This window comes from Phnomibacter ginsenosidimutans (assembly GCF_009740285.1).
Taxonomy (GTDB): Bacteria; Bacteroidota; Bacteroidia; order Chitinophagales; family Chitinophagaceae; genus Phnomibacter; species Phnomibacter ginsenosidimutans.
Window position 1 is genome coordinate 139,858 of sequence record NZ_CP046566.1, and the last position, 15,531, is coordinate 155,388.

General features: G+C 48.9%; 12 protein-coding genes. 9 read left to right on the plus strand and 3 right to left on the minus strand.

The genetic code is table 11. The features are described from left to right. Nucleotides 1-30 precede the first annotated feature (30 nt). A complete protein-coding gene (locus GLV81_RS00625) occupies nucleotides 31-2,103 on the plus strand; it encodes a T9SS type B sorting domain-containing protein (protein ID WP_197428808.1) in 2,073 nt (690 codons plus the stop codon). A gap of 225 nt (nucleotides 2,104-2,328) precedes the next feature. On the opposite strand, the gene uvrB is transcribed toward GLV81_RS00625, so the two are convergent. Both uvrB and GLV81_RS00635 read right to left on the minus strand, forming a co-directional pair. Beyond that, nucleotides 2,329-4,374 carry an excinuclease ABC subunit UvrB gene (gene uvrB / locus GLV81_RS00630; protein ID WP_157475935.1) on the minus strand — a complete coding sequence of 682 codons (2,046 nt, stop codon included), beginning with the start codon at nucleotides 4,372-4,374 and terminating at the stop codon, nucleotides 2,329-2,331. A gap of 65 nt (nucleotides 4,375-4,439) precedes the next feature. After that, nucleotides 4,440-4,808: a hypothetical protein gene (locus GLV81_RS00635; protein WP_157475936.1), complete on the minus strand. Its 369-nt coding sequence runs from the start codon at nucleotides 4,806-4,808 to the stop codon at nucleotides 4,440-4,442. 111 nt (nucleotides 4,809-4,919) lie between these two features. Between GLV81_RS00635 and GLV81_RS00640 the strand changes: the two genes are divergently transcribed. From GLV81_RS00640 to GLV81_RS00655, 4 genes are all read left to right on the plus strand, one after another. Further along, nucleotides 4,920-5,300 carry a hypothetical protein gene (locus GLV81_RS00640; RefSeq protein ID WP_157475937.1) on the plus strand — a complete coding sequence of 127 codons (381 nt, stop codon included), beginning with the start codon at nucleotides 4,920-4,922 and terminating at the stop codon, nucleotides 5,298-5,300. Nucleotides 5,301-5,566: 266 nt separating this feature from the next. Beyond that, nucleotides 5,567-6,304, plus strand: coding sequence for a FixH family protein (locus tag GLV81_RS00645; RefSeq protein WP_197428809.1), 738 nt, complete (start codon nucleotides 5,567-5,569; stop codon nucleotides 6,302-6,304). 11 nt (nucleotides 6,305-6,315) lie between these two features. Continuing rightward, nucleotides 6,316-8,367: a TonB-dependent receptor domain-containing protein gene (locus GLV81_RS00650; protein ID WP_157475939.1), complete on the plus strand. Its 2,052-nt coding sequence runs from the start codon at nucleotides 6,316-6,318 to the stop codon at nucleotides 8,365-8,367. A gap of 139 nt (nucleotides 8,368-8,506) precedes the next feature. Continuing rightward, nucleotides 8,507-8,932, plus strand: a complete 426-nt coding sequence (locus tag GLV81_RS00655) for a hypothetical protein (protein ID WP_157475940.1) — start codon at nucleotides 8,507-8,509, stop codon at nucleotides 8,930-8,932. Between the two features lie 311 nt (nucleotides 8,933-9,243). On the opposite strand, the gene GLV81_RS00660 is transcribed toward GLV81_RS00655, so the two are convergent. Further along, entirely contained in the window at nucleotides 9,244-10,968 is a 1,725-nt protein-coding gene (locus GLV81_RS00660; protein WP_246186148.1) for a M3 family oligoendopeptidase, read from the minus strand. A gap of 640 nt (nucleotides 10,969-11,608) precedes the next feature. On the opposite strand from GLV81_RS00660, the gene GLV81_RS00665 reads away from it, so the two are divergent. The 4 genes from GLV81_RS00665 (at nucleotide 11,609) to GLV81_RS00680 (ending at nucleotide 15,498) form a co-directional block, all read left to right on the plus strand. Then, nucleotides 11,609-12,259 carry an AAA family ATPase gene (locus GLV81_RS00665; protein ID WP_157475941.1) on the plus strand — a complete coding sequence of 217 codons (651 nt, stop codon included), beginning with the start codon at nucleotides 11,609-11,611 and terminating at the stop codon, nucleotides 12,257-12,259. A gap of 581 nt (nucleotides 12,260-12,840) precedes the next feature. Further along, nucleotides 12,841-14,253, plus strand: a complete 1,413-nt coding sequence (locus GLV81_RS00670) for an anthranilate synthase component I family protein (protein WP_157475942.1) — start codon at nucleotides 12,841-12,843, stop codon at nucleotides 14,251-14,253. Nucleotides 14,254-14,443: 190 nt separating this feature from the next. Beyond that, complete coding sequence (locus GLV81_RS00675) at nucleotides 14,444-14,887, plus strand: endonuclease domain-containing protein (protein ID WP_197428810.1); 444 nt, start codon at nucleotides 14,444-14,446, stop codon at nucleotides 14,885-14,887. 41 nt (nucleotides 14,888-14,928) lie between these two features. Beyond that, entirely contained in the window at nucleotides 14,929-15,498 is a 570-nt protein-coding gene (locus GLV81_RS00680; protein WP_157475943.1) for an anthranilate synthase component II, read from the plus strand. Nucleotides 15,499-15,531: the final 33 nt, after the last annotated feature.

Here is a 15,531-nt window from a genome sequence, read left to right on the forward strand (position 1 = left end):
TATTTTTACGTAATACCGAACCGGCGTGATATGATGAAATGGTTGAGTATTTTGCTGCTGACACTGCTAGGCTCCACCGCTACGTGGGCACAACCGGTGTGCAATACACCCGGCCAAAATCCTTCAACTGCCTTTCCGGTTTGTGGTACTTCTGTTTTCAACCAAACTTCGGTCAACCTCTGTGGTGGCAAAACATTGCCCAGCCCGAAGTGCAGTACCGTACCGCTGAGTGATGTGAATCCTTACTGGTACAAGTTCACTTGTTTTCAATCGGGCAAGTTGTCGTTCATGATTTCGCCCAACAGCGCCACCAGCGATTACGATTGGCAGTTGTACGATGTTACCAATCGCAATCCAGATGAAGTATACACCAATCCAGGTTTGGTGGTAGCTGGCAACTGGAGCGAATTCTATGGCCAAACAGGTACTTCGCCCACGGCCAACAACCTGATAGAATGCGAAGGCAAAGTGCCACAGTTTAGCAAGGAACCCGATTTGATCGCCGGGCATGATTATCTCTTGTTAGTGAGCCATTGGTCTAATACACAAGCGGGTTACAAATTGGAATTTAGTGGTGGTACTGCCGTAATAACGGATACTGCCAACCTGAGCATGAAAGAATTGAAAGTGGGTTGCGGCGGAACGCAGTTTTACCTCAAGCTGAGCAAAAAAATCCGTTGCAGCAGTATTGCTGCCAATGGCTCCGACTGGGAGTTTGTGAATGGCAACGTAACCATTGTAAGCGCTGCCGGCGTAGGCTGCAGCAATGGCTTTGATACAGATTCGCTCATCATTACCACCAGTGGCACTGTTCCTGCCGGCACATTTGCGCTACGTTCAAAAAAAGGGACCGATGGAAACACGGTGTTGGACTTATGCAACAATGCATTGCCCGATAGCCAAACACTGGTGGTAAATGTATTGCCAGCAATACCAACTGTTATTGATAGCATTTCGCCAGTGGCGTGTATGCCTGCTGAAATTGAAGTGGTGCTGAAAGATCCGGTGTTGTGTAGCAGCATTGCTCCCAATGGCAGCGATTTTACCATAACAGGTCCGGCGGCAGTGAGCATAACCGGTGCACAGGTTACCTGTACCAACAATACCAGCAAAGTCATTCGCCTGCAATTGGCTGCACCCATTCGTGTGGGCGGTACCTATACGGTGGCTGTAAAACAAGGTACAGATGGCAACACCCTCACCACCGAATGCAACCAGCAAACAGTGGTGGGCAATAGCAAAACATTCACCGCTTACGATACCGTTTCTGCTGTCATTAATGTAAGCATTAGCAGCAGTTGCCTTGCAGATACCATTACGTATACCAATCCTGGTACCAATGGCATCAACAGCTGGCAGTGGAGTGTAAAAGACGATACAACCACTGGCACACAATCGAGCTTCACTATGATTTACACCAGCTCGGGCGTAAAAGAAGTAACGCTGAAAGTATCGAACGGGGTATGTAGTATGACCGGTATTGCCGTTACTGATTTGGCACAAATTCGATTAAACGCCGAGTTCGAATATCCCAACTTTGCCTGCCCCGGCGATAGCATTCGTTTTGTAGATAAAAGTACCGGCCCCATTTCTACCTGGCAGTGGGATTTTGGTAACGGTCAACGGAGTGCTGCACAAGTACCCCTTGCACAACTCTACAATAGTGCTACTCCGCTGAGTACAGTTTCTGTGCGGTTGATTGTAGGCCATATCAATGGTTGTAAAGACACCGTGGTGCATCGCATACAGGTGCCCAACAATTGCTACATCGCCGTACCCACCGGATTTACACCCAATGGCGACGGGCTCAATGATTACCTCTATCCGCTGAATGCTTGGAAAGCCACCGACCTACACTTCAGGGTGTACAACAGGCTGGGGCAGCTGGTGTTTGAAACCCGCGACTGGACCCGCAAATGGGATGGCCGATTCAATAGCCAACCGGTACCCACCGGCACCTACGTATGGATGCTGCAATACACTGACGACAAGGGCAAAAAGTATTTACCAAAGGCACCACGGTTGTTATTCGATAGCACTTCTTTTTTTCAACGCAAAGTCACAAAGCCGCAAAGAAATGTTACCGCAGAAAAACGGTGGTAACGGAGAAAATATGGGACGCGGATAAAGATGATGAAAACGGAATTTCACGGATCTTTTATCATTACTCTGTGCATCCTTGCGAAAGATAAACCTCGTTTGCCGAAGGCAAACAAAACCTCCGAGCACTCAGTGCCCTCTGTGCGAAACATCCCTCATTTGCCGAAGGCAAATCAAGCCTTCTCCGGCAAACCTATTGGCACATTAGCTAATTAGCACATTGGCACATCAGCTTTTCATTTCCTCCAACTCCTTCTGCAATCTGAACATCTCATCCCGCAAACGGGCCGCTTCAATAAAGTCCATATCACGGGCTGCTTTTTCCATTTGCTTTTTCACTTTGGCCACATCCTTTTCCATCTGCGGAATGGTGCGGTACACTTCGCCATCATCGGCGGCTACATTGCCTGGTACAATGCTGGCTTCGTTGGGTATGGCATACGGTTTGGTTTCATCAAAGCCTTTGATGTCGAGCACACTGGTTTGCTTCATCACATCTTCAATGCTCTTCTTCACGGTGGTAGGCGTAATGCCATGCAGCGTATTGTAGGCAATTTGTTTTTCCCGGCGGCGCAGCGTTTCGTCCATGGTTTTCTGCATGCTGTCGGTGATGGTGTCAGCATAAAAAATCACCAGACCTTCTGCATTGCGGGCAGCACGACCAGCCGTTTGTGTCAATGATTTTTCGTTGCGCAAAAAGCCTTCCTTATCGGCATCCAAAATGGCGACCAGCGACACTTCGGGCAGGTCGAGACCTTCCCGCAAAAGGTTTACACCTACGAGCACATCAATTTCGCCGAGGCGCAGCTGGCGCAGTATTTCCACCCGCTCCAACGTATCCACTTCGCTGTGTATGTATTTGCTTTTAATGTTGATGCGGTGCAGGTACTTGTCCATTTCTTCGGCCATGCGTTTGGTCAGCGTGGTTACCAATACACGGTCGCCTTTGTGTACCCGCTTGTCTATTTCATCCAGCAGGTCGTCTATCTGGTTGATGCTCGGCCGCACTTCAATCGGCGGGTCGAGCAATCCGGTAGGCCGCACCACCTGCTCCACCACCACGCCACCGGTTTGCTCCAGTTCATAGTCGCCGGGGGTGGCACTTACGTACACTACCTGGTTCAGCATGCTTTCAAACTCATGAAAGTTGAGTGGCCGGTTGTCGAGGGCCGAGGGCAGTCGAAAGCCATAATCCACCAGGTTCATTTTGCGGCTGCGGTCGCCGCCATACATGCCCGCCACCTGCGGAATGGTTTGGTGGCTTTCATCAATAATCATCAAAAAGTCCTTCGGAAAATAATCGAGCAAACAGAACGGTCTTGTACCCGGCTGACGCCTGTCGAAAAAGCGGGAGTAGTTTTCTACACCATTGCAATAGCCCAGTTCCCGAATCATTTCCAAATCGTATTCGGTACGTTCTTTCAGTCGCTGTGCTTCTATAAACTTACCCTGGCTTTGAAAGTACTCCACCTGCCGGGTCATTTCGTCTTGTATTTCGTGCAGTATTTGCACCATCATGTCTTTGGGTGCCAGGTACAGGTTGGCGGGAAAGATGGCGGCATTTTCCACCCGGCCAATGCGTTTGCCGGTTTTTACATCCAGCGTTTCAATGGTTTCAATTTCATCGCCAAAAAAACTGATGCGGTAGCCCCAGTCAACGTATGGCAAGTTGATGTCCACCGTGTCGCCCTTCACCCGAAAGTTACCGCGGTTAAAATCGCCCTGTGTGCGGCTGTACAAGCTGTTCACCAGGCTATGCAAAAACCCTTGCCGGCTGATGGTTTGGCCCTGCGCAATGCGAACGATTCCGTTTTCAAATTCGGTAGGGTTACCCATACCATAAATGCAACTGACCGATGCTACCACCACAATATCGCGGCGGCCGCTCAGCAGTTCGCTGGTGGCCTGCAGGCGCAGCTTGTCCAGCTCCTCGTTGATGTTGAGGTCTTTTTCGATGTACGTATCACTCACAGGGATGTACGCTTCCGGCTGGTAGTAATCGTAGTAGCTCACAAAGTAGCCCACAGCGTTGTTGGGAAAAAACTGCTTGAACTCGCCGTAGAGCTGTGCCACCAGCGTTTTGTTGTGGGTGAGCACCAGTGTGGGCTTCTGCACGTTCTGAATCACATTGGCCATGGTAAAGGTTTTACCACTGCCCGTAACGCCCAGCAGTACCTGCTGCGGTTCCCCGTTGATGATTCCCTCGGTGAGTTGGGCAATGGCGTTGGGCTGATCGCCGGCCGGCTGATAATGTGATTGCAATTCGAAAGGCATGCCGCAAAATTAGCCCGTAAGTGCATGCCGCATGGCGTAAAGAAAACTAAAGAAAGTTGGGGCGGTCAGCGGCAGTGCATGGCCCGGCTGCGGTAACGGGCTGCGCCGGGCTCCGCTATCGCTGCGGCCCTTGCCTGCGGCTGCGGGCTGTCCCTGCGGGCCACCCTGTGCATCCCTGCGCCCATGGGCTGTGCTGCAAAAATTGAACAGTCAACAACTATAGTGATTGATTGCTGCCCTGCAAACTGATTATTGCCAACTGCCAATTCAAAAACATCTCCCTTGTATTTGTGCAACCACTTACAATGAAACCTTGCTGATGCCTGCACAACTGCTGATGGGCTGCCTGACCAACGAACTACCCCGCAGGCCCGCAGGGCTGAGGGAGTAGTGAGGCGGGCAGGAACTGCAGCTGATAACAGCACCTTGCTCACAGCCCCACTATTTGCATGCTGTTGTTGCAGGCAGACATTACTTAAAAATATATGTGGCTTTGTGACAGGAGTCATAAAGGACGGTAAAAGCGAAGGACTATTTTTGCTGCCGTGAAAAAGTTGATCAGTGGCATATTGTTGTTGCTCATGGCGTTTCAAACCATGTACCCTGCTGTGTTTACAGTGTGGTTTTATGCCAACCAACAAGCCATCGCCGCACGGCACTGTGTCAACAAAAAACGCCCCCAACTTCATTGCGATGGCAAATGCTATCTGGCGAAAAAAATTCAGGCTGCCGAAGAACAACAGGCAGGCACTGAGCCAAGCGGTGTCCGCAATGTGTGGGTAGAGACTAGTGCCTGCATTCTTCAGGAGTATCACACCTTGCAACAGGCTTTTGCCGAAACAGCAGAGCTGTTTAGCGACTACAGGGTACAGTCGGCACAGCAGGGATTTTCCACCGGCATATTCAGGCCGCCGGCATTTTGCTGATTCAAATTTTGTGGCAACGGTTTATAGTTTTTTGCATGGATTGAGCATGGCATCAATACCTGTGCGATAGCTATATGCCTGCCTTATCCTTCCTTTTTTTCTTATTGATTCAACAAATGCATTGTTGCCTCCACCGGCGACCCGGCCAATGCATGTCTATTCCTTCGTCGCCTCAATCAATCATTATGTTTCGTTCTATTTATATCCGTGTTTTTGTTGTTGCACTTGTTGTCGCATTCGCTGCCTGTTCAAAATCTGATACTGTAATGCCCGATCCTACTGTGGGCCTCAGCAAAATTGCTACCGGATACGCTACTGGTGCGGCTGCCAAAGTAGAATTGTATGCCCTCAGCAGCAACCTTACTACAGGCTACCAGCCTTTGTGGATTGCCTTGTACGATTCTGTGTCCGAAAAGCGCATTACCGATGCACATGTTACAATGCTTCCTATGATGGACATGGGTACCATGAAACATTCGTCGCCGGTAGAAAATCCTGCCAGCCATGAAGCCGTTAATCAGTTGTTTCCTGGTGCGGTGGTATTCATTATGAGCAGCATGGGTGGCAGCTGGACCATCGACATCAATGTGCACAACCACAGCAACAACAAAGAAGGCAAACTGACCATACCTGTGACCGTGGCTGAGCCTGCACAAAAAAGACTACTGTCTTTTACTTCTGCCATCGACAATACCACGAAGTATTTTCTGGCCATGGTAGAACCCGCCAAACCCAAAGTAGGCATCAACAACCTTGAATTTGTGCTGTACAAAAAAGCCAGCATGATGAGCTTTCCGGCCGATAGCAGCCTCAGCATCAGCTTTGAACCCGAAATGCCAACCATGAATCATGGCTCACCCAACAATGTAAATCCTGTGCACTCTGGCAATGGCCATTACAAAGGCAAGGTAAACTTTACGATGACGGGCTTGTGGCGCCTGCAGTTGCAGCTGAAAAGCGGCACCCAACTGGCCAAAGCCGATTCGCTGGATATTGATTTTTAAACCATCAGGCAATGGCGGTACATCTTGTACCGCCATTGCCTGCAAATGCATACAACATGTTGCATACAGGTAAACAATTAGGGGTGCTGCTGTTGCTGCTCATTAGCTGGCAGGCGCATGCCCAGCAAGACACTGTACCTACCGTGGTACTAGAGCAGGTGCAAGTAATACGAGCGGCCAGGCAACCTACGCAAGCCTTGCTACAGTTTTACAAAACCACACCTGCTGCTACACTGGAAGAGGTGCTCAGCCGCATACCCGAAATGTCGCTGGTGCGCAGGGGTGCCTATGGCATGGAACCTGCCATACGGTCTTACAGCGCCGGGCAAATCAATGTGCTGGTAGATGGCATGCGCATTCATGGTGCCTGCACCGATAAAATGGATCCTGCTTCTATTTATGTAGAACCAATCAATCTCTCTTCCATTCAATTGGAAACCGGCGCCAATGCTTTTGCCAAAGGCGCAACCCTTGGTGGCTCGGTAGATATGCAACTGGCCAAAGCCGTGCCCGGATTAGCTCATACATGGCAGGGCAGTGTGAGCAGTGGCTACCAATCGGCAGCACAAGCCTGGTACCATGGTGGACAGCTGCACTACAGCGGCCAAAGCTGGGCGGTGCGGGCCAGTGGTACATATCGAACAGCACAAGCTTACAAAGATGGAGATGGCAACACCGTACCCTTCAGCCAGTACAATAAAGTGAATGCGACGACAGCCATCACGTATCAACTCAATCAACGAACAACACTTAGAGCTGACGTGCTGTATGATGAAGGCTGGAACATTGGCTATCCTGCATTACCCATGGATGTAGGTAGCGCCAAAGCATTGATAGCTGCATTGAGTATAGAGCAAACAGATGCGGCGGCTACTTGGCACAGCAAGTCAGCAAAGCTCTATGTAAACCGCATTGTACATGCCATGGATGATACACAGCGGCCCAATGTGCCCATGCATATGGACATGCCGGGTACCAGTAATACAGTGGGGGCTTATGCCACCGCTTTGTATCGCCGTCAAGATCACCAACTTCAGCTACGGGCAGATGCTTCGGCCACACAACTGCATGCCTCCATGACGATGTATGCACCCGGTAGTTCGCCCATGTATATGCTTACGTGGCCCGATAACCAACGCTGGCAAACCGGTGCTGCTGCGCAATGGAAATGGCAGCCCGACAGTAACTGGCAACTGCTGGCCAATGTACGGACAGATGTGTTTGTCAGCCGCCTCACCAGCGTTCTCGCCAAAGACCATATTGCTATTTTGAATGGCAATACCAATACTCGTTGGGATGTATTGGGCAATGCATCTTTGCAAGTAAACCGTCAGCTGGGCAAAGGGCATAAACTGAGTGCCAGCGTAGGTTGGGCGCAACGCATGCCCACCGCCAGTGAGTTGTATGGCTTCTATTTGTACAACGCTGCAGAGAACTATGATTATGTAGGTAACACAGCACTCAAGCCTGAACAATCGCTGCAATCAGAAATCAATTACCAATATCGTGGTGCCCGCTGGCAAATGAAAATCTCCGGTTTTTATCATGCTTTGCATCACTACATCGTTGGTGAAATCGATCCGCAGTTTTCTGCCATGACCATTGGCTCGGCTGGTGTAAAACGCTACACACAGCAACCCAATGCCACCCTGATGGGAGCTGAGTTGTGGTGGCAGGCAGCACTCAACAAGCGTTGGTTGTGGATCAATACACTGCGGTATCAGCATGGTGAAGTAGCTGATTCGCCCATGCCGTTTGTATCGCCGCTCAAAGCAGTGAGCAGTATGCGCTGGGCCTGGGGTAAACTGAGCCTGCAGGGAGAATGTGAAATAGCCGCGGCACAAGAAAGGCCCGCCAGCCGCTATGGCGAAGTAAAAACGAACGGGTACACATTGCTGCATCTTCGGTTGGCCTATCCTGTGTCACTAATGGGCCTGCAGTGGCAGTGGCAAACGGGTGTAGAAAATCTACTGAATGAATCGTACCGTGATCATTTGGATTGGGGCAAAACCATATTGCGCCCCGGTAGAAATGTGTACCTGCAGTGTACGGTAAAGTGGTAAAACAATAAGCCAGGCCATTCATAGAGGAAATAACCTGTTTGGCCGAACCTTTTCTTTTTGCTGCACAAAAGCTGAGATATTGCTGGTTGATTTGTACATTCAAGTAAACCAACAACACATCACTCAATCATTGATGACCATGAAAAAAATCGTTCTCTTTTTTACATTGATGGCCGGCGTTGCTACAGTGAGCCAGGCACAAATTAAACTGCCAGGCGGTGCCGGCGATGTCGTGAAAAACTTTATTGCACCACCCGCCATTGGCGATGTGGGCAAAACCGCCAGTGGCATTGCCGATTTGCTGGGCAGCAAACTCAGCCTTGGCGCTACCGAAAAGAAAAGTACGCTGGATGCTGTCACCAGTTTTTTGGGCCAGAAAAAAGACATTCTTGGTTTGGCTAAGACCAATCCTGCTGATTACCTGAAAAAATTCAACCCGCTGCAGCAAGGCTTTATGGGCAAGATGAAAACCATTTTGGGTGCGGCCAAATACGCCAAACTGCTGGGCCTGAAACCCAGTGGCAGCAACATTGCCGGCAACTTGTTGAGCAATTTGTTCTTTTAAGCCGAAGGCTGAAAGCATAAAGCGCATAAAGTTGATAGATGATGGTTGGTAGTTGATGGGAAGACACCCATAAGAACAACCAGATTGAAATCTTAGGTCGTTGTAGCGTAAATGCAAAAGGCACAAAGGACGCAAGGATTTTTCCTGCTGCCTTTGTGCCTTTTTTAATGTTGGTGTTGCTTGCATTTCCTGCCAACCACCAACCATCATCTATCAATTACTCATGTATTTCCAAACATCCAACATCCCGATAGCTATCGGGATGTCATCTAACATCTTCCTCCTGCCAACCACCAACCATCAACCACCAACTACAGCTTGTCCATTTCCGCTTTCACAAATTCCATCAGCGTTTTGATGTGGGCTGGTGAGAAATCGAATTTCAATCCGGCAGCGGCGTAGAGTTCGGGAAGGGTTTTGGTACCACCCAGGCTTAGTGCATTCATGTAGTTCTGCAGGGCTTGCTCCGGCTGCTGCTTGTACTGCATCCACAGGCCAATGGCACCCAACTGTGCAATGCCGTATTCGATGTAGTAAAACGGTACTTCAAACAAATGCAACTGCCGCTGCCAGCTGTAGCGACGGAAAGATTCCAGTCCGCTGGTATCCAGCACTCCCGTGCTGAACTCCTGCAAAATGCGCATCCACGCATCGCCACGTTCTTCAGCACTATGCTGCGGATGTAAGTACACCCAATGTTGAAATTTGTCAATCGTCGCAATCCATGGGAAAATGGTGATGGCTCTTTCCAGCTGGTGCAGTTTGGCCCGCTTCAGTTCTTCAGCATTGTCAAAAAATGGCTCCCAATGATCCATCGTAAACAACTCCATGGCCATGCTGGCCACTTCGGCTATTTCCATGGGATATTCTTTGAAAGCCGTTAGCGACAACGGGTGTGCTAAAAAGCTGTGTACCGCATGGCCACCTTCGTGTACCATGGTGGTGACATCATCCATTTGGCCGGCGGCATTCATAAAAATGAACGGCGCACCGCTCTCTGCCAGCGGACAGTTATAGCCACCTGGCGCTTTGCCCTTGCGGCTTTCCAAATCGAAATGGCCCATGCGCTGCATAGTGCGGAAGCAATCAGCAAAAAACGGATTGAGTTTTTCCAACACCGCAATGCTCTTTTGCAACAGGTCTTCGCCATTGCTGAAAGGGCGCAGCGGCTCTACGCCTTCTGGCTCTGCATCCAAATCCCAAGGACGCAATGTATCGAGCTGCAATTGCTGCTGTTTGTGTTGGTAAATATCATTCACCAATGGCAGCACGTGTTGCTTCACGCCTTCCTGAAATTGTTCGCAATCGGCGGGGGTATAATCAAAGCGGCCGAGTTCTTTAAACTTATAATCGCGGAAGTTACTGAAGCCGGCATTCACGGCCACCTGCTGGCGCTTTTCAATCAGCTGGCTGTACAAGTCGTTCAGCGCTTCTTTGTCTTGCAGGCGACGTTCCTGAATGCTGCGGTACACCGTTTCCCGTTCGCTGCGGTCTTTGCTTTGCAAAAACTTAGCGGCTTGCTGCATGGTATATTCCTGACCCTTGTGCTGAATGGTCATGCGGCCGGTGATTTGGCCAAACTGCTGTTGCAGTACGCCCAGCTCTGCCTGCAGCGGAATGTTTTCTTCCCGAAACAATTCAATGCTCTTGCGTACGCTGCGCAGATACGTGTGGTACAAGGATTGGTCGAGCTCGGCCAGGTGCGGATTGTTCACCAGTTTTTTATTCAACGCATCGGCATAGGGTTGAATCTTGGGTTGAATTTCCATCACGAAAAACGTGAAAGCATCTTCCAGCGTTTTGTTTTCTGTGTCGCAGGTCATTTTAATCTGGCGCCAGCAGGCATCTTCGCTAATGGCCGCTTCCACTTCGCTGCTGTCTTGCAGCCATTTTTCCAGTTCGGCCTTGCTGTTGATGGGGCGTTCGAGCAGTTCTTTAAAAAAAGGTTCGAGTGCTTCCCATGTGCTCAGGGTAAAATTTTGTGGCAAATAATGCCGGGGCAATTTTTGTATATCGGCAGAGTATATCATAGTCATAATTGAATGCTGCGAATGTAAACCCCAAACTTGCTTGATAGGACACGGATGTTGCGGATGAAACGGATGTTCACAGATTTTTTTTATCAACTATTTTATGGTACGCGGAAGAAATACAATGGGACACTGATTTTGCGGATGGAACGGATTTTCACTGATGTCTGAGTACTACTATCCAAAAACTATATCAAAGCCCCAGCGGGGCGAAATATGCATAGCCATGGGTGAAGCCCATGGAATGAAGCGACCACAAACGTATAGCAAGCCCCAGCGGGGCGAAATGATACAATGGCCACAAATGCATAGATTTTTGGCCTAGTATTGAATACAAATCATGCATTGCTGTTGTTTTAATCTGTGCATGCGTGGCAAAAAATAGCCACAGATGCACAGATTAATAATACAGTAGTTCCTCTCCTCAGCGGGGAGAGATTAGGAGAGGGGTAAATGGTTGAATTGGTGATATTATAATTTGTGAACCAGCCAAGTGCCCTGTGGCAGCATCGTTGTCTCGCTTCTTCCAGTGGAAGAAGTGTTCACTTGTACTGCATCGCCTTCATCAGCTTTTCCTACACCTGCTGCAACCTCTCGGTAAAAAGTAGCAATTTCGTGTTTCGGCCTCGGCCCAACCATCAGAGATATGCTTAGGAAAATTGTGATTATAGGACCGGAGAGTACCGGCAAAAGCACTTTGTGCGAAATGCTGGCGCAGCATTATGCCACCGAATGGTGCCCCGAGTTTGCCCGGGAATGGTTGCTCACCAACGGCCGCGATTATCAGTTCGACGACCTGCTGACGATTGCCAAAGGACAGATAGCGTTGGAAGAGGAATACAGTGAGAAAGTTCGGAAGTCGGGAAGACGGGAAGACGGGAAGATGGGAAGTGAGGAAGGATGTTCTTCAATAACAGCCACTACAAATACCAACGATGCAACTCCGGACTTCCGGACTTCCAGACTTTCCGACTCTTCACAACAATTTCTCTTTCTCGATACCGACATGCAGGTGATGAAAGTGTGGTGCGAATATGTGTTTGGCGATTGCCACACGTGGATCCTCAACCGCATTGCCGAGCGGCCCTACGATTTGTACCTGCTCTGCAAGCCCGACCTGCCCTGGGTGCAGGATGAATTGCGGGAATATCCCGATGAAAAGCCCCGGCAGGAACTCTACCACATTTACCGCGACATGCTGATACAACAACATACCCCTTGGGTTGAAATCAGCGGCGGCTATGAAGAACGGTTGCAGAAGGCGGTGCAGGCGGTGGATGGACTTTTGGGTTTGTAGGTTGACAAGTGCTGTTATTTAAGGATTTAGAGTTTGTGGTTTGTTGTTCAGCGTTCGCTTTGCCCGTGTACATGTTCGTTACATTATTTTGTTGTGGTATTTGGGGATGGAGATTTTTGGGTACGCAGATTTGACGGATAAAAATTTTTACGGATTGCGCCTAAAACTACCAACTTTTGCGATGGGTCTTTTCTCCAACTAACATCCAACATCTGTCATCTAACATCTCCTACTTTTCATTTGTCGGTGATGGCTTGTTGCCATCTATTCATCTGCTAAAGGGCTGCCAGATAGTAGCGGTAGCCCGCAGCCAGCCTCGACTCAGTCGAGGCGCAGCGAGGACTACAAGCGGATAGCGGGAACAACAGCCGATACCTGCACTGTCGCTCACAGCCCCAAAATATTTTTTGGCAGATTGAAATGGTTTCCCAATTTTGTGCCCGATGAATTTTACTCAACACAATATTTGGTGGTGGCAACTGATACGATAAGTGTCGGGTAGCCCCTGTTGTGTACAACTATAAACTAATTGCAAGAGGCCTCGACACTGTCGGGGCCTCTGTTTTTTTAATGCTGATACCATGGCCACATTTAACATTGACACCACCTGCAAAAAGAAACTGGCAGATATGCTGACGCCGGTGGGCATCTACCTGCGCCTCCGCGACCGCTTTCGGGATACCATTTTGCTGGAAAGCGCCGACTTTCATGCCGCTGAAAACAGCTGGAGTTTTATTGGCGTACAAGCCATTGCCGGCTTTGAAGCGATTGACCTGCACACGGTGGAGTTTAAATTTCCGGGTCACGAACCAGAACGGAAAAAACTGGCCAAGCCACAGGATTTGGTGCCGGCGCTGAATGAATACCTTGCCTCATTTACCGCCAGCGGCGACTGCAGTGTAAAAGCGGCCCAAGGTTTTTTTGGCTACACCAGTTACGATGCCGTGCAGTTTTTCGACAGCATACAATTTGATGCGGCCAAAGAAAGCACTACCGCCAGCAATTTGCTTCGGTACCGGTTGTACCAATACGTGATTGCCATCAATCATTTCAAAGATGAAATGTACATCTGCGAAAACAAAGTGAAGGGTGTAGAAAGCGAACTGGCATCGCTGGAATCGTTTATCTACAGCAAAGATTTGCCGACCTATCCTTTTGCTAAAGCCGGTGCCGAAACCAGCAACCTGACGAATGAACAATACATCAGCAATGTAGAAAAAGGCATTGCCGCCTGCTACCGTGGCGATGTGTTTCAGATTGTATTGAGCCGCCGTTTTGCGCAGCCTTTCCGTGGCGATGAATTTAATGTGTACCGGGCTTTGCGCAGCATCAATCCGTCGCCGTATTTGTTCTTTTTTGATTATGGCGATTACCGGTTGTTTGGTTCATCGCCTGAGAGTCAGCTCATCATTAGTGAGCAAGGCAAAGCGGTGGTGCATCCAATTGCGGGCACGTTTAAACGTACCGGCGATGCTACAGTTGATGCCGCCGAAGCAGAACGATTGACCAAAGACGACAAAGAAAATGCCGAGCATGTGATGCTGGTAGATTTGGCCCGCAACGACCTGAGCCGCCATGCTGATCATGTGCATGTAAGCGACTATAAAAAAGTGCATTACTACAGTCATGTCATTCACCTGGTGAGTGAGGTAACCGGCACGGTAAAGCCTGCGGCAAAAGCATTTGATATTATGGCCGATACTTTTCCGGCCGGCACCTTGAGTGGCGCCCCCAAATACAAAGCCATGCAACTGATAGATGCGCTGGAACCTACGCAGCGTGGTTACTATGGCGGTGCCATTGGCATCATTGGTTTGGATGGTTCGTTTAATCACGCCATCATGATTCGCACTTTCATGAGTCGCAACAATACGTTGTACTGCCAGGCCGGTGCCGGTGTGGTGGCTAAGAGTGTGCCTGAAAATGAACTGCAGGAAGTGAACAACAAACTGAACGCTTTGAAAATGGCCATTGAGTTGGCTGAAACCCTCTAAATCTCCCTAAAGGGAGACTTTAAGACGGGTTAAGATTTTTAGAATGATGATGAAATTTAGTCGAATACTTAAAAGATGAAAAAGCCATAAAAGAATCCATGAATTGTAAAATCTTTTGAAATAGCAACCCGCTAGAAGTCCTCCCTTTAGGGAGGATTTAGGAGGGTCACACACAACATTTTTCACACCCATGAACGAGAAGAAGAAAAAGTTAGAAGATCGAAAAGACTTGGAGTCTTTTAAAGAAGGTGGAATGCTTCATGGAACAGCACCGCAGATTTTTGAAGCGGCCAAGCAATTGAGGAATGAGATGACAGCTGCAGAGCAATTACTGTGGCAGTTTTTGAAATTGGATCGAAAGGGATTGAAGTTTAGAAGGCAGCATGCAATTGGTATTTATGTTGCCGACTTTTATTGCCACAAAGCAAAATTGGTGATAGAGTTAGATGGTAGTGTTCATGACAATCCTGAAGTAGCGGAAAGGGATGCGGTAAGAGAGAAGGATTTGAAAGAATGGGGATACACGATTATTCGTTTCAATAACAAAGAAGTTTTCGGCAATGTAGAATCGGTAGTTAATGAAATTCGAAGGATAACAAATGAAATTATTAAATCAAATCACAACAATCAGTGAGTATAAAGTCCTCCCTTTAGGGAGGATTTAGGAGGGTTTCTATGCGCATTTTAGTTTTCGATAATTACGATTCATTCACCTACAACCTGGTGCATCTGGTGGAGTACATCACCGGTGAAAAAGTAGAGGTACACCGCAACGATCAGTTGCCGTTGGAAAAGGTGCAGGACTACGATAAAATCATTTTATCGCCGGGTCCGGGCATACCCGAAGAAGCTGGTTTGTTGCTGCCCCTCATCAAAACCTACGCTGCCAGCAAAAGCATACTGGGCGTGTGTTTGGGGCATCAGGCCATTGCGCAGGCATTAGGCGGCAGCCTCATCAACCTGAGCGAAGTGTACCACGGTGTAGCCATGCCTTGTCATGTAACCACTACCAATGCCAAACTCTTCAAAGGCATGCCCAGTACATTCGATGTTGGCCGCTATCACAGTTGGGTAGTTGATAAAAAAACACTGCCGGCCGAACTAGAAATTACAGCAGAAGATGACCACGGTTTCATCATGGCCATGCAACACAAAACTTATGATGTGCAAAGCGTACAATTTCACCCTGAGAGTGTCCTCACACCGATGGGGGAACAGATCATGCGGAATTGGTTGAATGTCTAAAACTGGGATTTGTGGGATGCTAGGATGAGTGGG

What these genes read in the sequence shown, in the direction of transcription:
- GLV81_RS00625 (WP_197428808.1), top strand. Translation starts at nt 31, where the DNA reads ATGATGAAATGGTTGAGTATTTTGCTGCTGACACTGCTAGGCTCCACC.
- uvrB (WP_157475935.1), bottom strand. Translation starts at nt 4,374, where the DNA reads ATGCCTTTCGAATTGCAATCACATTATCAGCCGGCCGGCGATCAGCCC.
- GLV81_RS00645 (WP_197428809.1), top strand. Translation starts at nt 5,567, where the DNA reads ATGCCCGATCCTACTGTGGGCCTCAGCAAAATTGCTACCGGATACGCT.
- GLV81_RS00650 (WP_157475939.1), top strand. Translation starts at nt 6,316, where the DNA reads ATGGCGGTACATCTTGTACCGCCATTGCCTGCAAATGCATACAACATG.
- GLV81_RS00655 (WP_157475940.1), top strand. Translation starts at nt 8,507, where the DNA reads ATGAAAAAAATCGTTCTCTTTTTTACATTGATGGCCGGCGTTGCTACA.
- GLV81_RS00660 (WP_246186148.1), bottom strand. Translation starts at nt 10,968, where the DNA reads ATGACTATGATATACTCTGCCGATATACAAAAATTGCCCCGGCATTAT.
- GLV81_RS00665 (WP_157475941.1), top strand. Translation starts at nt 11,609, where the DNA reads ATGCTTAGGAAAATTGTGATTATAGGACCGGAGAGTACCGGCAAAAGC.
- GLV81_RS00670 (WP_157475942.1), top strand. Translation starts at nt 12,841, where the DNA reads ATGGCCACATTTAACATTGACACCACCTGCAAAAAGAAACTGGCAGAT.
- GLV81_RS00675 (WP_197428810.1), top strand. Translation starts at nt 14,444, where the DNA reads ATGAACGAGAAGAAGAAAAAGTTAGAAGATCGAAAAGACTTGGAGTCT.
- GLV81_RS00680 (WP_157475943.1), top strand. Translation starts at nt 14,929, where the DNA reads ATGCGCATTTTAGTTTTCGATAATTACGATTCATTCACCTACAACCTG.